General features: G+C 71.2%; 16 protein-coding genes and 3 pseudogenes. 12 read left to right on the forward strand and 7 right to left on the reverse strand.

The annotated features are described in order from the left end of the window. The first annotated feature begins 499 nt into the window (after positions 1-499). Complete coding sequence (locus tag ACF9IK_RS00475; protein WP_395292242.1) at positions 500-2,035, forward strand: hypothetical protein; 1,536 nt, start codon at positions 500-502, stop codon at positions 2,033-2,035. A gap of 54 nt (positions 2,036-2,089) precedes the next feature. On the opposite strand, the pseudogene ACF9IK_RS37005 reads toward ACF9IK_RS00475, so the two are convergent. Further along, positions 2,090-2,167: pseudogene (locus ACF9IK_RS37005) on the reverse strand (ATP-binding protein); the annotation flags it as partial. Between the two features lie 57 nt (positions 2,168-2,224). Between ACF9IK_RS37005 and ACF9IK_RS00485 the strand changes: the two are divergent. The 3 genes and pseudogenes from ACF9IK_RS00485 to ACF9IK_RS37010 form a co-directional block, all read left to right on the forward strand. After that, positions 2,225-2,512: a hypothetical protein gene (locus ACF9IK_RS00485; RefSeq protein ID WP_395292244.1), complete on the forward strand. Its 288-nt coding sequence runs from the start codon at positions 2,225-2,227 to the stop codon at positions 2,510-2,512. 53 nt (positions 2,513-2,565) lie between these two features. Continuing rightward, positions 2,566-3,036, forward strand: coding sequence for a hypothetical protein (locus ACF9IK_RS00490; protein ID WP_395292245.1), 471 nt, complete (start codon positions 2,566-2,568; stop codon positions 3,034-3,036). Positions 3,037-3,175: 139 nt separating this feature from the next. Continuing rightward, positions 3,176-3,436: pseudogene (locus ACF9IK_RS37010) on the forward strand (IS630 family transposase); the annotation flags it as partial. Between the two features lie 1,252 nt (positions 3,437-4,688). Here the strand turns inward: ACF9IK_RS37010 and ACF9IK_RS00495 are convergent. Beyond that, positions 4,689-6,065, reverse strand: a complete 1,377-nt coding sequence (locus ACF9IK_RS00495; protein ID WP_395292246.1) for an IS1380 family transposase — start codon at positions 6,063-6,065, stop codon at positions 4,689-4,691. Between the two features lie 301 nt (positions 6,066-6,366). On the opposite strand from ACF9IK_RS00495, the gene ACF9IK_RS00500 reads away from it, so the two are divergent. Continuing rightward, the gene (locus ACF9IK_RS00500) at positions 6,367-6,543 is read left to right on the forward strand and encodes a hypothetical protein (protein WP_395292247.1); all 177 of its coding nucleotides are present in this window, start codon (positions 6,367-6,369) and stop codon (positions 6,541-6,543) included. An 84-nt stretch (positions 6,544-6,627) separates the two neighbouring features. Here the strand turns inward: ACF9IK_RS00500 and ACF9IK_RS00505 are convergent, their stop codons facing one another. Next, on the reverse strand, positions 6,628-7,041 hold the full coding sequence (locus tag ACF9IK_RS00505) for a carboxymuconolactone decarboxylase family protein (RefSeq protein ID WP_395292248.1): 414 nt from the start codon (positions 7,039-7,041) through the stop codon (positions 6,628-6,630). 45 nt (positions 7,042-7,086) lie between these two features. Here ACF9IK_RS00505 and ACF9IK_RS00510 point away from each other — a divergent pair, with 45 nt between their 5' ends. After that, entirely contained in the window at positions 7,087-7,608 is a 522-nt protein-coding gene (locus ACF9IK_RS00510) for a MarR family winged helix-turn-helix transcriptional regulator (RefSeq protein WP_395292249.1), read from the forward strand. Between the two features lie 426 nt (positions 7,609-8,034). Here ACF9IK_RS00510 and ACF9IK_RS00515 read toward each other — a convergent pair whose 3' ends face one another. Continuing rightward, a complete protein-coding gene (locus tag ACF9IK_RS00515) occupies positions 8,035-9,294 on the reverse strand; it encodes an alpha/beta hydrolase family protein (RefSeq protein WP_395292250.1) in 1,260 nt (419 codons plus the stop codon). A gap of 456 nt (positions 9,295-9,750) precedes the next feature. On the opposite strand from ACF9IK_RS00515, the gene ACF9IK_RS00520 reads away from it, so the two are divergent. The 4 genes from ACF9IK_RS00520 to ACF9IK_RS00535 all read left to right on the forward strand — a co-directional run bounded on the left by ACF9IK_RS00520 (position 9,751) and on the right by ACF9IK_RS00535 (position 14,671). Next, positions 9,751-11,691 (forward strand): LodA/GoxA family CTQ-dependent oxidase, encoded by a 1,941-nt coding sequence (locus ACF9IK_RS00520; protein WP_395292251.1) that lies wholly within the window; start codon positions 9,751-9,753, stop codon positions 11,689-11,691. Then, a complete protein-coding gene (locus ACF9IK_RS00525; RefSeq protein WP_395292252.1) occupies positions 11,691-12,893 on the forward strand; it encodes an NAD(P)/FAD-dependent oxidoreductase in 1,203 nt (400 codons plus the stop codon). The genes ACF9IK_RS00520 and ACF9IK_RS00525 overlap by 1 nt, the downstream gene beginning before the upstream one ends. After that, positions 12,890-13,603, forward strand: a complete 714-nt coding sequence (locus ACF9IK_RS00530) for a hypothetical protein (RefSeq protein ID WP_395292253.1) — start codon at positions 12,890-12,892, stop codon at positions 13,601-13,603. The genes ACF9IK_RS00525 and ACF9IK_RS00530 overlap by 4 nt, the downstream gene beginning before the upstream one ends. 339 nt (positions 13,604-13,942) lie before the next feature. Continuing rightward, positions 13,943-14,671, forward strand: a complete 729-nt coding sequence (locus ACF9IK_RS00535) for an SDR family oxidoreductase (RefSeq protein ID WP_395292254.1) — start codon at positions 13,943-13,945, stop codon at positions 14,669-14,671. Positions 14,672-15,625: 954 nt separating this feature from the next. Here the strand turns inward: ACF9IK_RS00535 and ACF9IK_RS00540 are convergent. Further along, positions 15,626-16,618: a hypothetical protein gene (locus tag ACF9IK_RS00540; RefSeq protein ID WP_395292255.1), complete on the reverse strand. Its 993-nt coding sequence runs from the start codon at positions 16,616-16,618 to the stop codon at positions 15,626-15,628. A gap of 1 nt (position 16,619) precedes the next feature. Further along, the gene (locus ACF9IK_RS00545; RefSeq protein ID WP_395292256.1) at positions 16,620-17,012 is read right to left on the reverse strand and encodes a hypothetical protein; all 393 of its coding nucleotides are present in this window, start codon (positions 17,010-17,012) and stop codon (positions 16,620-16,622) included. Between the two features lie 110 nt (positions 17,013-17,122). On the opposite strand from ACF9IK_RS00545, the gene ACF9IK_RS00550 reads away from it, so the two are divergent. Together ACF9IK_RS00550 and ACF9IK_RS00555 are read left to right on the forward strand one after the other, a co-directional pair. Further along, the gene (locus tag ACF9IK_RS00550) at positions 17,123-20,794 is read left to right on the forward strand and encodes a CHAT domain-containing protein (protein WP_395292257.1); all 3,672 of its coding nucleotides are present in this window, start codon (positions 17,123-17,125) and stop codon (positions 20,792-20,794) included. 57 nt (positions 20,795-20,851) lie between these two features. Then, positions 20,852-21,028: pseudogene (locus ACF9IK_RS00555) on the forward strand (transposase); the annotation flags it as partial. A gap of 125 nt (positions 21,029-21,153) precedes the next feature. Here ACF9IK_RS00555 and ACF9IK_RS00560 read toward each other — a convergent pair. Beyond that, positions 21,154-21,594, reverse strand: coding sequence for a hypothetical protein (locus ACF9IK_RS00560; protein ID WP_395292258.1), 441 nt, complete (start codon positions 21,592-21,594; stop codon positions 21,154-21,156). Between the last annotated feature and the right edge of the window lie 132 nt (positions 21,595-21,726).

A 21,726-nucleotide genomic window follows, 5' to 3' on the forward strand; every position in this document is an offset into this window, starting at 1 on the left:
TCGTACGTGCGGGCGCTCCAGCGGCGAGAGGCCTCGATCGCGGTCCTCACCGCGCCCACAAGCTGAGGAAGCTCACGAAGGCCGGGCATCCCGATCGCCGGTCGACGGGGCAGGAGCCGTGCCCCTGTTCCTCGACGGCCCGCGACCGACTGCACGAGGAGCCGGAAGGGTCTCACCCACTCCACCTCTCCGACGTCGCCTGACATCAGTCCAGCTCTGGAGCACCGCGCGGCGGTCCGCGCTGTCCTGGGGGAAGAGCGTGGTCGCCAGCCCGAGCAGGGTGGTGCAGACGATCCCAAGGGCAAGGCACCACCACGGAGCCCCTATGAGGACCGGTGCGGCTCCAGCGGCCCGCACCAGCGTCGAAGGCGCGGAGGTTCGGCGCCACCGGCGCCTTGATTCACTCTGACTCATAGTCACAAGAGAATCTGAGCAGCGGAGTTGCGGGCAGGGGCAAGAGTTGTCGAAGCTTGGGCAACCTGAATTCCTGGGAGCGACCGTGGGACAGAATGACCCTGGCAGCAGTGTGTCCGAGGCGGACCTCGCCCTGGCAGCCGCGCTCAAGCACTGGTCCGGGCAGCTCAAGGCAGCCGGGATGCTGCAGAAGAACCAGGCCGAACGGCTCCACTGGTCGGAGGAGAAGTACAGCAAGTACCTCAACGGCAAGCTGCGGATCACCGCTCCCCGGCAGATGGTGCCCGGCTTCCTCACGATGGTCGCAGAGCGGCTGGGCGGGCAGGCGCAGGCCCGGGCGCGGGCGGAACTGGAGGGGCTGGCGCAGGCCGCGCATGCCGCTCGCCCCTTGGCATGGGTGGCTGACGAGCTGGCGCGGCTGCGGACCGAGATCGGCCGGGTCCGGGATGACCGCGCCGCCGCCGAGGTGCAGCGGCGGCTGGACGCGGCGCTCGACGCTCTGGAACGGACCGAGGCCACGCTCGCGGGGCACGGGGAGCAGCTCGCGGAGGATCAGTGGGAGCTGGGGGCGCTGCGGTGGGAGGTGGCCGAGCTCCGGGGACGCGCGACGAGCAGCGTCTCAGTCCGGTACCGCGCCGGCCGGGACGTCAATGCGCCGGTCACGTACTACAACGGTCCCGGCAGCGGTCCCGGGCGCCGGATCACGCCTGCCCGAGCCGCCGGTGGTTCCGTCCTCGCGCTGGCACTCGCGGCGGCCGTGGTCGTGGGCCAGCACTGGTACAGCGGGCGTACTGCGGCGGGAGACACCGCACTCCAGCGGCAGGCGGAGAAGGACCTCGACCGACAGACCGTCCCGTTCCAGGTGGTGGTGGACGGACCGGACCTGCGTCGCTACGGCGTCTGGACCTTCGTGCTGGACCGGCCGCTGACCCAGGCGGAGCAGGCGGGGCTCGCACCGTTCAAACCGGAGGACCTCGCGGGGGTGCGGGCATACTTGGAGCCGCTGGGCGCCCGGCTGCTGCCCGCGGGCGACGCTCCCAAGGTCTCGCCCAACACCGATGACCCTGCCCTGAAGCTGATCCAGCAGCGGGAACGCCAGGGCATGGCAGGCGGAGACAGCTACCGCCTGCACTTCACCAGCGACCGTTCGTCCGTGACCATTGAGAGCATCGGCGTGACCGACGTTTCCTGCAGACCCAGCCCGGTCGTGTCCTCCGTAGTCGCCCCGTCGGCGGGTGAGGGCAGCGTGCCGAACGTCTTCCTGTCCGTCGCCGTACCACCGGGCACCGCGGCGGTGGAGCTCGACGACGAGGGCTTCGCAATCAGCACGGACTACTTCGCCCACCACAAGCTCGACCTCGGCCAGGCCACCACGCCCGGGGACATCGCCGTCCAGGTCGGCGGCATCGCCGGGCAGATCTGCTCCTGGGCGTTCCGGGTCGACTACCTCACCCCCGAGGGGAAGTTCACCGCAAAGGTGGACAACGGAGGCAAGCCGTTCACGGTCGAGGCTCTGCCAGCCCACGTGTCGCAGCGAACCAGTTTCGACCTGGGTGGAGCGACCGATCCCCCGCACTGGGTCGACTGCGACAAGGAACCCACCCCGTGCGGACCGGCTTGATCACTCCAGGACTGTCGACGGTCAGGTAATTCCCCATGCCCTGCCCGCGGGCTTGAGGACCTGGAGGAAGTCCAGGTGTCCGAGTTCGCCGCCGTGGGCCTGGGCCAGGCGGGCGTCGATGGTCTCCAGCATGCCGGAGAGGCGAAGCGCCTTGTCGGCGTCCACCCCACCACTCCGAGCGGTCAGGGCATGCTGGCCGAACTTCAGAAGCAGGACACCGCCGGCTCACGGACCAACCCCGGCTACCGCGGCGGGAGCCTCCAGCCCACGGTCTTCCACGGCACCGCCGACGCCGCCCTATGGCTGTGGACCTGGAACGGCTACCCGGAGGACGGCTTCGGTGCCCGGAGCGTGCAGGACATCTCCTGGACCGAGCAGGGCCGCAGCTACGACTTCCGGGTCTCCGCTCCGACCGGTCGGCCCGATGAGGCCGACCGCTGCTTCCAGATCGTGTCGGCCACCTTCCGGATCGGCTGAGGCCCTGTCACCTCTGCGGTTACCTGCCGGTGCGCGCCCACCGCGGCTCGGCGATGTCGAACTCCGTCATCGACTCCATAGCCCGTTTCGCCGCGGGGTCCGTGCCGGCCGGCAGGCTGAAGCCGGGCGGCGCGCTCGACTACACCGCCGCGCACACCTTCCTGTTCGCCGGCCGGACCAACCAGTCCACCGGTGACTTCACCTACTACGCGGAGAGCAACCCGAGGAACCCCGCCCACGGTCCGACCCGCGCCGGCATCAACAGCAGCAGCCTCGAAGGCTGGCCCACCAGCCACTACACCGCCCTGCGCTACAACAACATCGTCGACGACGTGGCGCCGTCCCAGCCGGCCAAGCTCCGCCTCGACTTCAACGGGGACGGCACGGCGGACATCGCCGGGAAGCTGACTAACGGGAGCCTGCTGCTGTGGGCCGGCAACGGCGACGGCTCACCGAACACCTCCTCCGGGTACGCCATGTGGCCCGGCACCGGCTTCAAGGCCGTCAACCCCCTCATCGGCTGACCGCCGCCTACCCGCAATCGGTTTCGCGCAGATCGTCGAGCTCGTATAAGGCCCAGAGCAGTCGATGCGACCGGGATCCCGCCGCACCACGGCGGGATCCCGGACTGTGACCGCCGTTGACGGTTCGCCAGAGAGCCACAGCCGGGAGATCGCCGCCGCGCTGCGGGTGAGCGAGCGGTCAGTGGAGAGAAGGCGCCGCCAATGGGCGTGAGCGAGGTGAGGCCGGGGCCTGTCGACGGGATCGCCGGGGCGCCCCAGGCTCAGCGAGAGGGCAATCGCCAAGATGGAGAGCGAGTTGGAGCGAGGACCGCTCACCCATGGCTGGGAGGAGCAGCGCTGGACGCTCGCCAGGGTGAGGACTCCGATCGGCGGGCTGTTCCACGTCAGCTACACCGCCGAATCAAGGGCGCCCAACCAGACATCGCAGAAGGGCACAGGCACGGCATCTCCAGGAGATCAGGGCCGGACAGTCGGTCAAATCCGAACCTGCCGCGGATTTGGGGCAGCAGCGGGGTTCCGCGGCGAATGAACATACGTCGGAACGTGAACACTCGGCGAATCTTCCCAGCGGGGCCTCCATTTCCGGTCCTCCGCCACTGGGGCTCAACGGCGGAGGGACCACCGACTGGCACACGTCTCGTATCGGGCATAGCGTAGAACAGGTCGAGTGCCGAATCCGCCGGCGCCCGCTGTTGCAAGAAATGCAACAGGACGGGAGGCGCCGCTCAACTCGTCTCCAATGACGGGGGCGCGTCGCAGAGGTCATCGACAGAGAAGGGCTGCGGGGCAATGTTATCTCCGGATGAGCAGCGTCGAAAGCTGGAGAGGGATCTCCGCCAGCATGCGCATCGCGTCGACCGCATCAATGAAGAGATTCGAAACCTCAATAACGAGCTGAGGATCCACAATATCCCGTTGTCGCTCGGGCAGGACGAGAAACTTCTGGCCTTGCTCGATCAGCTGCGCGACGACGAGGTCCTGGCGCGCAAATCACGCGAAATCGGCAGCTCGTTCTTCGAACAGCAAGGTGTCGAGCTCCCTCCGGAGATTCAGGCGGTGACCGGCGCCCCGACAGACCAAGGGGCGAGGATCCGTGGTGTCTTCCTCGACGATGCCGGGCGCGAGTACGAAGTGGTGTGGGACTCGCAGCGGGGGTTCGACGTGCATCCCGAAGTCCGAGCGAAGAATCCGCTGGACCTCACCCTGTCCCACACGAAGGAACGGACCCAGCAGAGCACAGACTTCACCCTCAGGGGGACGGGGTTCACCCCCAATGGGCAGGTCGCCGTGAACATTTTCATGGAGCCGGGGCTCAACGTCCCGAACAGGGACATCGGAAGTGTGTCCGCCAACCATCTCGGCGAGATCAGCAAGTTTCACCGCGCCTGGTACCTTCACGGTCCGGATCCTCAGACGAGAAACCCGGCGTTCATCGCAAGGGACGTGACAGAGGATCAAGCCGCGATCGATGAGGTTTCCAGCGCCTCTTGGCCTCGATCTTTCGTGACGGTCCGTCGGTTCATCCGCCGGGCCGTTTCGGCTTCTCGGGCTGGTGATGGGCAGGGCGGTGGCCCGACTGTCGCGTCGGGTGGGCGCCGGGTTCCACGACTCCGGGGGTGTGGTTCTCGCTGGGACAGAGGCGTTGTCGCTGGTCAGCCCGGCTGCGGCAGAGCTTGGAGGCGGTCGAACGCGGTGGTGATCACGTCGGTCCAGGGCCAGTGGCGGGCGAGGCGGAGCCAGCGGCGGCGGCCGGTGGCGACGAGCTGGGCGGCGGCGGAGAACAGGCGAAGCCGCAGGCGCTTGGGCTCCCAGCGTCGGGTGTCGCCGGTCAGGGCGAGCATGGGCATCCAGGCGAGCAGGTCCAGGGCGATCTGAACGATCTCCAGCCAGACCTGGTTCTGGGCGGCGTCGTGCAGAGGCAGGTTGCGCAGGCCGGTGTCGCGGGCGGCGCGGATGCGGTCCTCGGCCCGGGCGCGCCGTCGGTGCCGCAGTTCCAGGACGGCGATCGGGGTGTGGGTGGTGTTGGTGGCGAAGCAGGTCAGCCGCATGCCGTCGGCGTCGGTGAAGCGCAACTGGGCGCCGGGGTGCGGGCGTTCTTTGCGGACGATCAGCCGCATGCCCTTCGGCCAGCCCTTGAGGACGTCGCCGGCGAGTTCGGCGACCCAGGCGCCGTCGCGGATCTTCCCGTCCGGCTCGACGGCCGCCGTCCAGGCAGAGGCGGGAACCAGCAGCACGGCCTGGTGGATCGCTTCCGTAATGGTCATCCCGATGGAGTAGGACAGCCATCGGCCGCGTGCGGTGAGCCAGTTGAGGAATTCGTGGGTGCCGCCGCCGGAGTCGGTGCGGATGAGGGTCCGCCGTCCGCGTCGGTGCTTCTTCGGCAACTGGGCCAGAGCCAGGCGGGTGGCGGCGATGTGGTCGGCTGCGGTGTTGCTGCCCGCGTTCCCCGGCCGCAGCAGGCCCGCGACCGGCTCGCCGGACCCTTCACAGCCGTGGTCGACGAACGCGAACAGCGGGTGGTGGCCGAAGGTCTTCTTCCAGGTCGCAGCCGCGTGCTCCTTCTCGGAGTGCGCCAGAACCAGCACTCCGTCGATGTCCACGATCACCTCGCTGCCGGTGTCCGGCGCGGCCTGACCGGCCAACTTCCATACCCGTTGCCGGACTTCGGACCGTGCCCGCCGGACGGCCGCGAGCGCGCGGGGACCGGCGGCGGCAAGGGCGTCGACCAGCCGGGACACCGTCGGATCCGAGGCCACCGGGCCGAACACGGCAGGCTCGGCCCGCAGCACGCCGATGTCGGACAGGCAGTCCCCGCCGAGTGCGACGGCCAGGGCGAGGTCGAGCAGGACCTTGCCGGGATCGTGTACCGCCCGGGGCTTGCGCCACGGCTCCAGCGCCGCCGACAACGCGGTGTCCAGGCCGATCCGGCGGGCGGTCTCCACCAGCAGAACCCCGCCGGCCTGTGAGACCGCCCCCTCACCGTCGCCCCGGACACGGACACGCGGATACAACCCACTACGCTTGTTCACCTGAGGAGTGCAGCTCTCTTGAGGATGATCAGGACCCTAGACAAGTCCCATCGTCCCAGGTCAGTGGCACTCCTCGTTCTCTTGATCAAGCCTCGGACAGCGCCGCTCGTGAAAGCGCGAGGTTGGTATCCCCTGTTGTGAACGCGGACCGGGCGGACCCCTCATCCAGCCTCCGCCGGACACCGGGCCGTGGGCCCTCGGCGAGCCCCTGCGAGCCCCTGCGACCAGTTGCTCCGAAGCCGCTGCGCCGTCGAGCTTCCACTCGCGCAGGCCCCCGGTCCGGCGTCCGGAGGCCCGTCGGGTGGCGCCGCCGGCCCGCACCTGCGACGCCGTCACGGCCCCCTCTGAGCAGCGTCTCGACGACGGCGCCATCGAGCGCGAGTCCACCCTCGGCGAGATCCCCGGCATCCCGTGGATGCCCGCACTCGGCTCTCTGCACCGCGGGCCCTGCCGAACCGGCAGGGCCCGCGGCGACTGAAGGACCTGCGGCTCGCCGCCTGCAACGGCGCCGTCAGGACGTCGCCGGCCCCGCGGGCCTCGCGCGCCAGACGGTTTGCCTGCATCAAGCGGCCCGTGTGAGCCGGTTCGCGAACGTCGACACGGTGTACGTACCGATGCCCAGAACCACCTCCAGGGCGTTCTGGCGCGTGTAGCCGAACCCCTGGAACCGCGCCAGCTCCTCGTCGCTCACCGCCCCCGAGCCGGCGAGGACCTGGAGGGTGAACTGCCGCACGGCCTCCAGGCGCTCCGGGTTCGAGGCCGGACCCAAGGAGGTGAGCTTCTCCTCGTGCATGTCCACGCACAGGTGGCACTGGTTGCGGGCGGCGACGGTCAGGATGACGGTCTCGCGCGAGTGCGCATCCAGGGTCGTGGACTCGAAGATCTCGCTGAGCTTCAGGAAGCCGTCCAGCGTGTGCGGGGAGTCTTTCAGGAGGGCGACGGCGTTGGCGGTGCGGGCGGCCAGATCGTTGGACAAGGGAGCTCCAGGCAAGGTGGGCCAGAGTGGACTACGATAGACAACATGGTTGACCATATCGACAGAGAGAACGTAAACCAGGTTGTCGATGATGGCAAGGGGCACGAGCCGGGATACGAGCTGCCGCTCCTCCTGTTCGCCGGATTCCGCACCCTGATCGATCGGCTCCACGCCCGCCTCGCCGCCGAGGGACACCCCGACCTGCGCCCCGCGTACGGCTTCGCCATGCAGGCCATCGGCACGCAAGGGGCGACCGCCAGCGACATCGGGCGCCAACTCGGCGTCTCGAAACAGGCAGCGGGCAAGACCGTGGACCGCCTCCTCACCATCGGCTACGCCGAGCGCACCGACGACCCCGCCGACGCCCGCCGAAAGCTCGTCCGCCTCACCCCCCGCGGCTACGACGCCCTGGCCCGCTCAGCCGCGATCTTCGACGAGCTGCGGGCGGAGTGGGCCACGACTCTGGGCGCAGACCGAGTACGGGACATGGAGGCCGCGCTGCGGACCGTCGTACCGGCAGAGACCGCCTACCGGCTGGACGCCACAAGCTGGCTCGGCGGGGTGTGACGGGGCGAGCGCCAGGACGGCAGCGACGGCTCTCGTCCTCGGCGGTCCTGCGGGGCGGCGCCGGCTCCCGGGGTTCCGTCCCCGCGTGTTGTCCCCGTGCGTCGCCCTCGTGCGGGTGTGCCGGATCGAGCTGGGACGTGCACGGCGAGCTGCCCCCTCCGGAAGTCCGCGAGCGCCGCCGCCGCGGGCCCGGGACCCCGCTCGCGCTCCTCGGCGGTGAACCGGCCCGGGAAGGCGAGCCGGTCGTCGGCCGCCTCCGGCGGCAGTTCCCCGCGCGTAAGCAGGTTGGGGGGAGGTAGTCGCCGGCCGCTTCGGTGCGCCGGCGGGGAACGGCGTCGCGAGACTCCCGGCGGGCGTGCCCCTGTGTCGTGGACGGCGCGCCGGTCGCCGGACCGCCCCCGCGGGCGGGGACGGTCCGGCGGACTCTCAGCGCAGGTGGCTGAACCAGCGCACGACGGCCGCCGTTCCGGCGACGTTGGAGCCGAGGTGCCTGGAGCCCGCGAAGTCCGGGATGCCGAGGTCGACGACCGCCGCGTCCACGCCGCGCGATCGCAGCGTGGCCCGGCAGCGGTCGGTGTTGGCGTTGGCGGCCTGCTCGTCAGCGCCGGCCACGTACAGGCGGACCGGGACGCGTGGCGCCCAGTCGCAGGTGCCGTCGGCCACCCCGAGCGCCTCGGCCAGGCGGCCGGTCGGGTGACGCAGCATCTCGAAGCCGTACGGGGTGAGCAGCGCGTCGATGGTGTCGGGCGTGCCGGCGAAGAGCTGCGGGCCGGTGTGCGACCCGTCGAACAGCGCCTCGATCGTGCTGCTGTAGGGCGCCCGGAAGACCTCGTCCGGGGAGTCGTACAGATGGTGCAGCCGGTTCCAGGCGACGAGGAGGTAGGCCGAGTACAGCACGCTCGACTTCGGGTCGAGGGCGCCGTCGAGCAGCGCCGGCAGCTCGGCGTGCCGGAAGTCGTAGGCTCCGCTGACCGGCGCGACGGCTTCGAGTCGGAACCACCGGTCGTCGCCGGCCTGGAGTGCCCGTGCGAGTCCCATCGCCGCGGAGGCGCCCTGGGAGAACCCGGTGACCAGCACGTCGTGTCCCAGTGCCCGGCCCGTGCGCGGAACGAAGGCGCGGGAGGCCCGGAGCATGTCCAGGGAGGCGGTCGTCTCCGACGGCACATCCATCCAGGGATGAAGTCCCGGACCGGCGCCCAGACCGAGGTAGTCCGGGGCGACGGCGGCAAACCCTGCGGACGCGTACGTGATGGCGGGCGAGGACACGAACCCGGCCCGGGTCATGGAGGACGGGGCGTCGGACCGGTAGCTGACCGTGCCGTGCGTGAATGACACCGTCCGTAACTCGCGTCCGCCGCCGCGGGGCAGCACCAGCAGTCCGCTGGCGGCGATCGGCCGGCCGCCGGGGTCCACGGTTCGGTACACCAGCCGGTAGGCGTCCACTCCGAACCGGACCGTACTCGCGTCGTACCTCGCGGCGGCCAGTGCCGCGGCGACGTCCTCCTTCGCGGCCAGGGTGGTCAGCCGCTGGACGGACACCAGCCGTCCGCGATCACCTCGGTGCGCCGTGTCCGCCGAGGCGGCTCCCGCCGTCACGGTCGCCGCGGCCAGGACGGCCAGGACCGTCACGACGTTCAGCCGGCGAAGCACGGCCCGCAGCCTGCCTGCCAAGTAGGTGGATTTCATGTCGCCGACGTTACGGACGGTCACCCTCGTGGCACAGCCCGGCCAGCGGGCGCATCCGTCCTGCGGCTGCCCCTACCACGACACCGGGTGCGGGCCGGAGGACCGGCGACGGTCGGCCGACCGAGAAGGCTGCGACTCGACGGCCCTCCGCCCCCCGCCCTCCGGGCGGAGCCGGGGTTGCCGGTCACACCGCCCGGCATCCGGCCGTACACCCCGCACGGGGAGGCGGCCGCATCGAGCCCACGGGCGGGCGCCGACCTGCGGGGCACCGCCGCGCGGAGCACCACCCCCACAGAAGTACGACAAGTCGCCCATCATCAGAATTCGCCCTCGCGAGTGATTGATCGTGTCCGTCCGATCGGAGCACGCCCGCCTGCCCTAGCGTTTCGCCGACGAACCGTCCCCCTCCCCGGAGGGACGGGGTCCATGCCATCGCCATCGCTGGAGGCAGGCCAGATGTCCGACGAAATCGTCCGCGCAGCCATCCATCCCGCCATCGGGTTCGCCCGGGTCGGCAACTCCCCCGAGGAGTACTACCTCGCGCCCGAGGTCCCCGACCCGCACCCCCAGGAGCCCGGCTACTACAAGGACGCCGCTGGCGCGATCAAGCGCGAGGCGGCCCGGTTCCGGATCTACGGCTACAACGCCCGGGGCGAGGCGGTCGCCGAACTCACCGCCGACAACGCCGACATCCACTGGACGGCGCACCTGGCGAACCAGAAGGCCGCCTGGTACCAGTTCCAGCTCGCCCTGGACATCCCGGACGCGGCGCTCGCCAGGCCGTCTGCACTGCGCAACGCGGACATCACCGGGGACCGCCGCAAGGACCTGGTCATCGACGCGGGTCCGCTGTCCATCACCGGGCGCCGCACGGTCGGCCCGGACTACCAGTTCCGCAACGGCACGTTCATGAGCAAGGAGGTCTACCTCGGCGAGCTGCGCACCGACGAGGACGGCCGCCTGCTGGTCCTCGGCGGCTTCGGCGCGTCCGCCTCCTACGACGGCCGGCCCGTCAACACCTTCGCCAACAACGATGGCTGGCACGACGACACCGGCGACGGCCCGGTCACCGCGACCGTCACCCTCGGGGGCCGCGAGATCCCGGTCGACCCCGCCTGGGTGGTGGTCGCCCCGCCGAACTACGCGCCGGCGCTCAAGGGCATCCGCACCCTCTACGACCTGCTGTTCGACGTGTTCGTCGGCAACGGCTCGCTGCCGTTCCCGGAGCGGGTCTCCTTCACCCGGGACATCGCCCCGGTGCTGCGCCGCTTCGACGAGCACCAGTGGGTGAACCAGGGCTTCGCCGCCCACTTCGGCCACGGCGGCGTGGGCCACTCCTTCACCCCCGAGCTGCTCGCCCGGCTCAGCGACGCCGGCCTGGCCCGCCGCCCGCTGCGCCAGGTGGTCTTCGACGCGCTGCGGGACTTCGCCACCGACGGCACCTCGCCGGTCCCCTGGCCGTGGCTGTACGGGGACGGCATGACCGTGCCGCCGCGCACCGAGCTCCAGCACATGGCGCTCTCCCCCACCCAGTACAAGATGTTCCAGCTGTGGGCGCAGGGCGAGTTCGAGGACGACTGGGACACCCTGGGCTCCGTGCCGCCGCCGTGCGAGCTCGACGACCTGCCGCTCGGCGAGCGGCCGGACGCCCTGGACCGCGCGGCACTCGACTTCTGCCTCGCCGACGCCTTCCACCCGGGCTGCGAGGTCACCTGGCCGATCCGGCATGCCACGATGTACATGGCGCCGTTCCGGATCCGCCACCGCTCCCCCGACCAGCCCGAGCCCTCGTACGGCACGGTGCTCACCCCGGAGGAGGCGCTGTCGGTGAACGGGCCGCTGTACGCCCAGCTCCCGGGCGCGCTCACCCGGTGGATGGCGGTTCCCTGGCAGGCCGACACCGCCAGCTGCCGCTCCGGCTACGAGCTGGCCCTCAACCCCCGGCACGACCCCTACCTGCCGAGCTTCTGGCCCGCCCGGGTGCCCAACCACGTACTCACCGAGGACGACTACCGGATCGTCGTGGACCAGGGCCGGCCGCCCGCCGAGCGCGAGGAGGCGTTCGAGCGGCGGGCGGTGTGGCTGCGCGGCCTGCGCGGGCAGAACAACGAGCAGCTCAACCAGATGATCGACGACTGGTTCCGGCTCGGGATCGTCGAGGTCCGCGAAGGCGCGCCCGGCTTCCCCGAGCGGCTCCAGGTGGAGTCCACGCCGTCCATCGACCTGGCGGGCGTGCCGCACACCCAGAACCTGGTCACCCTGCACGTCCCGCAGGCCGCCGACCCGGCGCTCGCCACGGCCGCCATCGAGCAGGCGATCGCGGTCAGCGGCTACACCGCCGCACAGGTCACGGCCGGCTACATCGACAAGGTCGCGCGCTACCGCGACGACGCCTGATGACGGCCCGCCGCACTGGCGGGAACGGCCGCTACGACGTGGTGGTCGCGGGCGGCGGCCCGGCCGGGTCCGCCGCCGCGCTCACCCTGGCCCGGGCCGGGCGGCGGGTCCTGCTCGCCGACGCCGGCACCGGGCCGCCCAAGGTCGGCGAGGCCCTGCCCTCGGTGGCCCAGGTGCTGCTGCGCGACCTGGGCGCCGGTGAACTCCCACTCGCCACCGGCCACCTGGCCTGCTACGCCAACCTGTCCTCCTGGGGATCGGCCGCCCTGCACGGCACGGACTTCATCCGTGACCCCAACGGGCCGGGCTGGCATCTGGACCGCGCGCGCTTCGACCGGCGGCTGCGCGAGGCCGCCGCCGCGTCCGGCGCCGAGAGCGCCGCCCGGACCACGGTCCGCCCGGCCGCCCGCCACCCGGACGGCGGCTGGCTGGTCGCCCTGCGCGGACCGGCGGGCGGACACACCGTCCGATGCGACTGGCTGGTGGACGCCACCGGCCGCCGCCGGGCGGTGGTCTCCGCCTGCCGGGCCGCCGACGCCCGGGCCGGCCACGGGTCGGCCACGGCCGGCCCGCCGCAAGGACGCCCGGCCGACCGGCTGCTCGCCACCTGCCTGGAGCTCGACCCCGACCCGCGCGGCCGGCCCGGCGAGAGCTCCTCACTGGTGGAGGCCGCCGAGGACGGCTGGTGGTACACCGCGCTGCTGCCGAGCGGCCGGCGCCTGGTCGCGTACTTCACCGACGCCGACCTCGCACCACCCGAACTGCGCACCCGGGACGGCTTCCTGCGGCTGCTGGGCACCACCGGGCACATCGCCGCCCGCGCCGCCGCCCACCCGCCGGCCGGCCCGGGCCGCCCCCGCCGGGCGCCCGCCCACTCCGCCCACCTCGACCGGTCGAGCGGCCCGGGCTGGACCGCCGTCGGGGACGCCGTCGCGGCCTTCGACCCGGTCTCCTCGCAGGGCATCCTCACCGCCCTGCACACCGGGACGACCGGGGCGGCCGCCGTCCACGCCCACCTCGGTGGCGACCCGGGCGCGCTGGACGCCCACCACGCCGGGGTGGCCGCGGTCCTGGCCGCCTACCGGCGCAACCACCACGCGGTGTACGCCGCCGAGCGCCGCTGGAGCGAGCGGCCGTTCTGGCGACGCCGCCGCACCGCCTCTCAGCCCCCGCAGAAATCACCACGGAAGGAAACGACATGACGATTCGCCACGAGCACGAGGACCCCTCGGTCCACTCCTTCATCCTCGCCGGCAAGGACACCGTCTTCGGGCACCACCTGGCCATGTTCGGCATGGCCGAGCACCGCTACCAGGTGCTGGTGGAGTACGACCTGCCCACCGACATCGTCGACATCTACCTCAAGGACCGTGCCGACCGCCCCGGGAGCTGGCACGCGGTGCGCAACACCGAGAACATGGTGCTGCCGCCGATCGGCGACGGTTCGGTGACCGAGTACCCGGCCCGGCTGGACCGGGTCACCCAGACCGGCAACGGCGAGGACCGGATCTGGGAGCCCATCTCGGGCGGCTTCACCGCGCGGATCCGTCAGGTGCTGAACTTCCGCCGCTTCAGCGACGAGCCGTTCCCGGCACACCTCACCTACCTGCTGTTCGGGAAGGGCGAGGAGGCGCACCTGACCCACCGCCTGGTCCAGCGCCCGCACTTCGAGCAGATCATCACCCTGCAGCAGGTGCCGGACGGGGTCACCCAGGCCGACCTGGCGAGCGCCCCGGAGCTGACCGTCCCCGCCGTCCCCGACGACGGCCACGGCGGTCTGCCCTGGACCACCCGCCCGCTGCCCGCCCGCAGGTACGACGCGCTGCTGCACCGCACCACGGGCGCGCCGGCACCCGTCACCCTCGACCTCGGCGACGAGCGCTGGTGGAACATCACCACCCTGAACGCCTGAGCCAGCCATGACGGGCAGCGGCTCGGGGGGCGACCACCCCCGGCCGGGCGCCGGCGGGCGGCCCGGGCCGCCTCCCCGGGCCGCTGCACGTCCTGCCCGGCGAACTCCACCACACCAGGCGCGCGGCGTGCGGCCCGGCGCGCCGATGCCGGTGCCGGACGCACGGCTCCACGGCCGCACCGGGACCCCATCGGGACCCCGCCCGCACGGGGCCGCAGGCAAGCCGCTGCGGGCGGCTCCACGCCCGCGGCGATCAGCCCGTTCGGCTCGGGTGCGTGGCGCACTCACAGGGGGGGTCATATGCCATATTACGGACATGATCCCGACGGAAGGAGCGTCATGAAATTCGCAGTCATCGGCGGTACCGGGCTGATCGGATCGCAGGTCGTCAAGAAGCTGAACGCCGCCGGGCACGAGGCGGTACCGCACTCGCAGGCCACCGGAGTCGACGTCATCAGCGGCCAGGGACTGGACGAGGCGGTGGCGGGGGCCGACGTCGTCGTCAACCTGACGAACTCCCCGACCTTCGACGAGGCCTCCCTCGCCTTCTTCCAGACCTCGATGGACTCCCTCCTGGCCGCAGCCCGCAAGGGCGGCGTCGGCCACTTCGTCATCCTGTCGATCGTCGGCGCGGACCAGGTGCCGGAGCTGGACTACTACCGCGCCAAGGTGCTCCAGGAGAACATCCTCGCGGCCGGGCCGATCCCCTACTCGATCGTCCGGGCGACGCAGTTCATGGAGTTCATGGAGGCCGTCCTGTCCTGGACCGCCGACGACGACACCGTCCGGCTGCCCGCCACGCCGATCCAGCCGATCGCCTCCCGTGACGTGGCCGACGCGGTGGCGGAAGTCGCCGCGGGTGCCCCGTTGGGTGGCATTCGCAACATCGCCGGCCCCGAGATCTTCCCCCTGGACGAGCTGGGCCGGATCACCCTGTCCCGCAAGGGCGACCACCGCACCGTCGTCACCGACCCCACCGCCGGCATGTTCGCCGTCGTCAGAGGAGACGTCCTCACCAACAAGAACGCCCGCCTCGCCCCCACCCGCTACACGGACTGGCTCTCCTGACCCGCCCGCGCCCACTCGGCGCGCACCCCGCGGAGCGCTCGTCCACGCACCGCCGCCCGGGCACGGCACGCCGTCACCGTTCGCCGGAGCCGTCGGCGCAGAGGCCTGGTCCGGACCGGGTGCCCTTCCGGGTGAGGGGGTTCCCGTCGCCGTTGAAGTCCCCCACCGTCACGTCTTCCGGGCAGCCGTTACCGCTGGGATAGTCGACGTGCGGGGCGAAGACGACAGGCGACGGTGTGGCGGCGTGAGCCGGGCCCGGCCGCCACCACGGCCGGCAGTAGTACCGAGGCGGCGCACGCCAGGGCTCTCACTATCAATCCGAGACTGCCCCCGGCCGCCTCTCCACCACTGATGCCGCCTCCGATGGGCTTCTGTGTCACAGCGTCGCACTCCAGAACCGAGATGTCCCGGAGTCACAGGGTGGGACCCCTGCGCGCAGGCGGTGGTGCCGGGTGGCGTCGCCCGCGAGCACCCGGGACACCGGTTTCTCACCCACCGCGGTACCCCTGATCGTGGCACGGTTCGCCAAGAGCCAGTGCCAGCCGTGTCCCGACCGCCCCCGGTGAACGAGCTCCAGCGACGCCCGGAACATGGGCATTCCTCCGCGAGAACTCCGCGACCTGCCAATCCGTGCCCGTACCGAACAGTAGACACCCGACTGAAAGGCCCGCTACGCGGTCCGCTCCGGCATCAAAGGCGCCATCAACGAGTTCGCCAACGGACACGGCATCGCCACTGCCGCTACCGAGGCCAGCCGAAAGCTCACCTGCAACACGCAGTCACAGCCGTCGCCGTGAACATCGAACAACTCAGCGGCCGGCCAGCCACCGAGGAAGTCCCGCCATCGAGACCTACCTGGACGAGAACGACATCGCCCGGCCGAGGTCCTGGCGAACCCTCGGCACCTGACCCCCATCGTCCAAGATCCCCGGCAGAGTCAAGCTCAGGCAACGCTCATCCATCCGACCTGGCTGCGGGGATCGCCCGGGTCGACCCCTCGCCGTCCCGCATCGGAGCTTCGGGAGGTGGTAGGAGCCCGGTCCGGAGATGGTGGGTCAGGCGGGCACCAAGGCCTTCGGAGAGGGGCTCGGTGTGGCTGAACCCTAGCTGCGCGGCCAACGCACAGACATGGAGGCGGGCGGCGACCTCAAGCAGGCGAGCATAACTGTCGACGCAGCTACGGGTGCGGTGCCGGGCGACGCCGGCCAGCACAAGGGCCAGCGGGGCGGCAGGCCACCACCACAGGACGAGCGGCGCGTACAGCAGGGCCCAGCCGGCGAGAACCGTGGCGCGGGCCAGCGCAGCGCGTGCGTCGGCGATCCGGTTGCCCATGGCCTCGGGGAGGACGACTTCCAGGTGGGGCCACACGACGGCGAGATCCAGTTTGTGATCACGGTCCAACCGCACTGCGGCGGCCTGGATGCGGTCGCCACTCCAGGTAGGGCGCTCGGGTCGTTCGAGTGCGATCCGGCTCCGCCGGCGAGCGGCGGCGCGCCACACCGCAGGGTCGGGACGGTCCTCGGCTTCGGGAGCCATGGCACCCGTCCACCCCTCGTGGTACGCGCTGTGCGCGTCGTCCCACGAACGCCGTCGGCGCTCTGTCCACCAGCCGGCGAGGGCTGAAAACGGGGCCGGCCAGGTCCGCCAACCCGCGGCTATGACCAGTCGTTCGACGAGTGAACCCGCCGCCTCGGCGACGGTTCCAGCTACGGCAGCAGCGAGCACGATCGCCCCCACGAACACGATCTGCCCGCCGATGCCGGTCACGGCGGGGCGGGCGGCGACCGCATCGACCTCCCGTACGAGCCTGGCGGCGTCCAGGGCGTGGCGCTGGCCGAGCGTGTGGGCAGCCGCGGCAACGGCGAGGTAGAGCACTCCGGGCAGCACCAGTACGGACAACCACCGTTCGGCAAGCTTCTTGCCGAGTTCGCTCCAGAGCCCACCCACCTCAGAGGAGCCGTTCCCGGACGAGTTCCCGGCGGCTGATCGAGCAGACCGGACGCGCCTCGGCCACCTCGCCGCCGGGCCGGCCGGTGCACCGGCGCAGCGGACACCGATAGACGATCTCCATCGGTTCCAACCCGCTCCAATCCCCTCCGCGGCCCGTGCCGAAGCCGTGGAGGCCCACCAAGCCGTCGGTCATCTCCCTGAGAGCGGCGTCCACTTCGGCCAGCAGTCCGGTGAGATCGAGGCCCTCCGCCGCCACATGGCCGGAGCCGCAGGCGGCCAACAGCCGCCCGAGTGGCGTCGATTGATCGACACCGTCATCGGCCAGGACCTGCTGGACCTCGCCAAGATGCAGACACACATACTTCAGTGCTGCCGCAGCGTCAACCCCCAAGTAAACTCCCGATGTTATTGCCGTAGCGCCGATCTTGAGATTCGCCGCTCGGCCTGGCAGCGCCAGGCTAACGTGAACACGGCCGACGTTAGCAGGGGGCGGAGGAACCGGTGGAAGCATTCGAGGACGACGGCAGTGTCACGCCGTCGGGGAGTCAGGCAGAGAGCTTCATTCGCCTTCACGATCAGGTCACGCAGTGGATCGACAGCCGCGATCCGCAGATCGCCCTGGACCCCACGTCGTTGTGCACGGCTGCATCCCTGATCGGCCTTGTCGCCGAGGGGCTGTACGCCGTGCCCGTGCCGGAGACTCACCTCCATGCCGCGCACCTGGTCGGTGTTCTGCTCCAGGCACGCCTGGAGGCACTGGGTGACGACCGGTCCGAACACGACCACCTGGCATGGGTGTCCGTGTTTGCCGTGGTGCACTCCATCGACCCGGCGCTCATACCGGAGCCTCTGGCCAGCGCCTTTGCCGCCGACCCGCCGGCTCGGTCACCGATGTACGAGCTCCCATATCTCATGGCCCTTGTCCTGCTCCATGACCACAGCCGGGCCGGGGGCCTCGGGGTGCTCGGCACGGCCGTCACTCTGCTCCAGGACGCGGTTCAGACCGCGCCCGAGGAACAGCGGCCGGCGATTACCTTCGACCTCGGCGGCGCTTGGAAGCGGCTGGCCGACGAGACTCCCGGCCTGCCCAGGTACCTGGACCTGGCCGCCCACGAAATGAGCCGAGCCGTGACGGCCGCCGTCGGCCATCCGATGCGGCCGCGCATGTGGTACGAACTCGCGCTAGTCGAAACGGAACGGTTCGACCGCACCCACGACATCCGGCGCCTGGACGTGGCGATCGACGCCCGGCGGGCGATGGTGAGCGAGGGCTCCCCGGAGCCCGGATGGTGGTTCCTCCTGGGGTCCTCCCTGTGGCAGCGTTTCCGTGTCACCCGGATCCGGAAGTACCTGGACGAGGCGATCGACGCGACTGCCGAGGACATCAGGCTCGCACCGGCCGACTACCCGATGCTCCCGGACGTCATGGGGAGTCTCGGCAACATGCTGCTCGCGCGGTACGCCGCCACCAAGGACGCCGAGGACATCGAAGCCGCCCTGCACACCACGGCCGCGGCCGAGCGGATCGCACCGCCCGAGCATCCGCAGCGTGCGGCACTGCACCACAATGTCCGTGTGCTGACGCTGATGCACGCCCAGGCCGCGAGCGGAGCCGGCGCGCTGGAGCCCGGCGGGGTGGATGACGAACCGACCGACCCAGCCACTCTCCCGGGTCTCGCCACCGGTCTGGTCGAGCGGTTCGTCCGCGTGGGAGACGTCGACGACCTGGAGGCGGCGCTGCGGATCGCCCGTGAGGCGGTCGACTCCCTTCCCGGCGACGCCGCCGCCCTGGGTGCCCTGGCCGCCGCACGGTTCTGGCAGAGCCGTTACTCCTCCGAACCGGGCGAACTGACCGAGGCGGTGGCTGCTGCGGCCGCCGCCCTCGACACCACCCGCGAGGACGACCCCGCCCGTGCCGAGCGGCTGGGCGGTCTCGCCTTCATGCTGCGGATCCGGTTCGAGAACCAAGGCAACATGGAGGACCTGGACGCCTCGCTCTCCCTCGCGAGGCAGGCCATCGCCCTCACCGATCGCGACGGTTCCGTCTACTTCACGGCGCAGACCAACCTCAGCGCCGCCCTGCTCGCCCGGTTCGTCGTCCTGCGCGAGCCCCAGGACATCGACGACGCCGTGTCGGCCGCACGCCACGCCGTGGACTCATCGCCGGACAGCGCGGAGGCAGGCCGCGCCCGGACCCACCTCGCCGCCGCACTGAACACGCGCTACGACGTCCGCAGACAGGAGGCGGACCTCGACGCGGCGATCGACGCACTCCGATCGGCGACGACCGAAACCCCGCCCAGCCACACCGACTTCCCCGTCATGCGGCTCAAACTCGCCGCCGCACTGCGCGATCGGGGTGCCCCCGGGGACCTCGATGCCTCGGTCGCCATCCTCCGCCGGACGGTCGAGGACCTGGACACCCGCCACGGCGACCCGAACATCGCCCACGCCCGCTCGGAACTCGCCTACTCGCTCGTGCAGCGGTTCGAGGCCGGCGGCGGTCCCGAGGACGTGTACGAGGCCGGGCACGCATTCCGGCAGTCCGCCGAGACCGAGACCGCCACGACCAGGACCCGGCTGTTCTCCGCCTCCCGCTGGGGCGGTCTGGCCATGGTACGAGGTGACGCTGCGGAGGCCCTCGCAGGCTACCGGACGGCGGTCGAGGACCTGCTGCCCCGGCTGGCGGACCGCGGTCTCTCCCGGGACTCGCGCCTCGCACAGATCGCACAGGTCCCGCTGCTGGCCAGTGACGCCGCCGCGGCCGCGATAGCGGTCGGCGACCTGCCGGGCGCCGTCCGGCTGCTGGAGCAGGGCCGCTCGGTGATCTGGTCGCAGTTGCTGCAGACCCGTACCGACCGGACCGAACTGCGGGACAGGCATCGGGCGCTGGCGGAGGAGTTCGACGCGGTCTGTGCCGCGCTGGAGATCGGCCGACCGGGTACCGACGGCGCACCTGTCCCAAGCTCCGGGCGGGGCGCGCAGCCCTGGCAGCTCAGCAAGGAGTTCGACGCCGTCCTGGCCCGGATCCGCCGGATCCCCGAGTTCGCCCGCTTCCTCGAACCGCCGACCTTCAACGAGCTGTGCCGGGCTGCGGACGACGGGCCGGTCGCCGTCATCAACATCAGCGCCCACCGCTGTGATGCCCTGATCCTCCGGTCCGCCCCCGGCGACCCGCCGGTGACGTTGGTCCCGCTGCCCGGCGTCAGTGCGTCCGAAGTCGATCGCCGCGCCGCCGAGTTCCTCACCGCCGTCGGGGAGCTGTCGCAGCCCAGGCCCGAACTCGGCCCCGTCGAGAAGGTCAAGCTGGCGCGCGGGGTCGGCGACACGCTGAGTTGGCTCTGGGAGAAGATCACCCGACCCGTGCTGGCCGCGCTCGGGCTGGACCAGCCGGGGCAGACACCGCCCCGGCTCTGGTGGTGCCCCACCGGTCCGCTGACCCACCTGCCCCTGCACGCCGCCGGGTCCAAGGACGGCCCGCGCGTCATCGACCTGGTCGTCTCCTCGTACACGCCGACCCTGAGCTCCCTGATCCGAGCCAGGTCGCGGCCTTCGACTCGGCGACCGCGCCTGCTCGGCATCGGAGTCGGACGGCAGACACCCGGCGACGGTGGCACCCGGCCGCAGAGCGACCTGCCGGGAGTGAGCACCGAACTGGCCGTGCTGGCCGAGATCTTCGGCGATCGGCACACTTGCCGAGTCGACGAAGAGGCGGTCCTTCCGGCGGTCCTGTCCGCCCTGCCCTCCCATCCCTGGGTGCATTTCGCCTGCCACGGCGTACTCTCGCCGAGCGACCCTGGCAACAGCCATCTCGCCCTGTACGACGAGCCGCTACCCGTCACCGACATCGCCGAGCAGGACCTCTCGGGAGCGGAGCTCGCCTTCCTGTCCGCCTGCCACACCGCCCTCGGCAACAGCCGACTCGCCGACGAGGCGATGCATCTCGCCGCGGCCTTCCAGCTCGCCGGCTACCAGCATGTCGTCGGCACTCTCTGGGCCCTCGACGACGGTCCGGCGCCGAATGTCGCCCGCGACTTCTACCGGGCCCTGGAGGCAGACGACAGTGCGAGTGGTAGCGCCCATGCGCTTCACCACGCCATCCACAGACTCCGCCGCAATCCCGACCACAGCTCACCGTTGCATTGGGCCAGCTACGTCCATCTGGGCCCGTAGTGATACTTCGTTAGATTCATTTGATCTTGGTGGTCGTGGCGGTGGATGCTGCGGCCTGTGGATCTTGCTGAGGTGGAGAAGCTTCGTGGGAACCTCGGTGACTTCGTGGCCGAGGTCTTCGCATCGCTCGCGCTTAAGGACCAGCGCCGGCAGAGGGATTGCTATCTGCGCGGGTTGATGCTGGATGGGCGGCACAAGTCGGTTCAGCCGATGGCCGAGCGGCTAAGGAACGGGACCTGCTCGCTCGCGCGGGCACGCTGCTCGTTCGGATGGGGTGTTCACACGGCGACCCGACCGACCTCCTCGCTTATCGCGACGCGCTCCGCGTGAGTCGCGGACGGCCTGGGATCAGAGCAGCGTCACCCGACGCCGAAGCGTCCCTCCCGGGTCGCCGACGGGCCCGGGCCCTTCGTCGGTCGCCCTCCGGCGGCTGGAGCCTGCCCGGACAGGGAGCGCCGGCCGGCCTCCTCCAGGAAGAGGCCCCGGGCTTGCTCCAACGCGAACGCGGCGCAGCGAAGGTGATGGTTGACCACCGCGACCGCGGTGCCGCGCAGACGGTCCGCGGCATGGAGGGCGATGGCCGCTTCCCGCAGCAGATCGCCCGCGCGGTGGACTGCGTGGCCCCGGTCACTGGCCTGGTACTCCCCGGCCAAGGCCACCGCGGTGTGGGCGAGTTCACCCGTTCCCGGATCGTCCAGCGGATCCGCGCCGTAAAACGCCAGCAACGCCGCCAGCTCCGTCAGTCGGGCATCGCGCCGGTCGTCCCACCATGTCGCACTCACGCTGCGATCATCCACCACGACACCCTCCGGAAAACGGCGAACCGGCCAATTCCTTCGCAGCGGCCGGGGGAAGGGGGCTTGACGCAGTCCGGAATCCGGCTGCGGGGGCACGGCCCCGCGGGCCGGCGGCGCTCCGCCCCGCCCGCCGGT

The sequence above is a fragment of the Kitasatospora hibisci genome (genome assembly GCF_043950205.1).
GTDB lineage: Bacteria > Actinomycetota > Actinomycetes > Streptomycetales > Streptomycetaceae > Kitasatospora > Kitasatospora hibisci.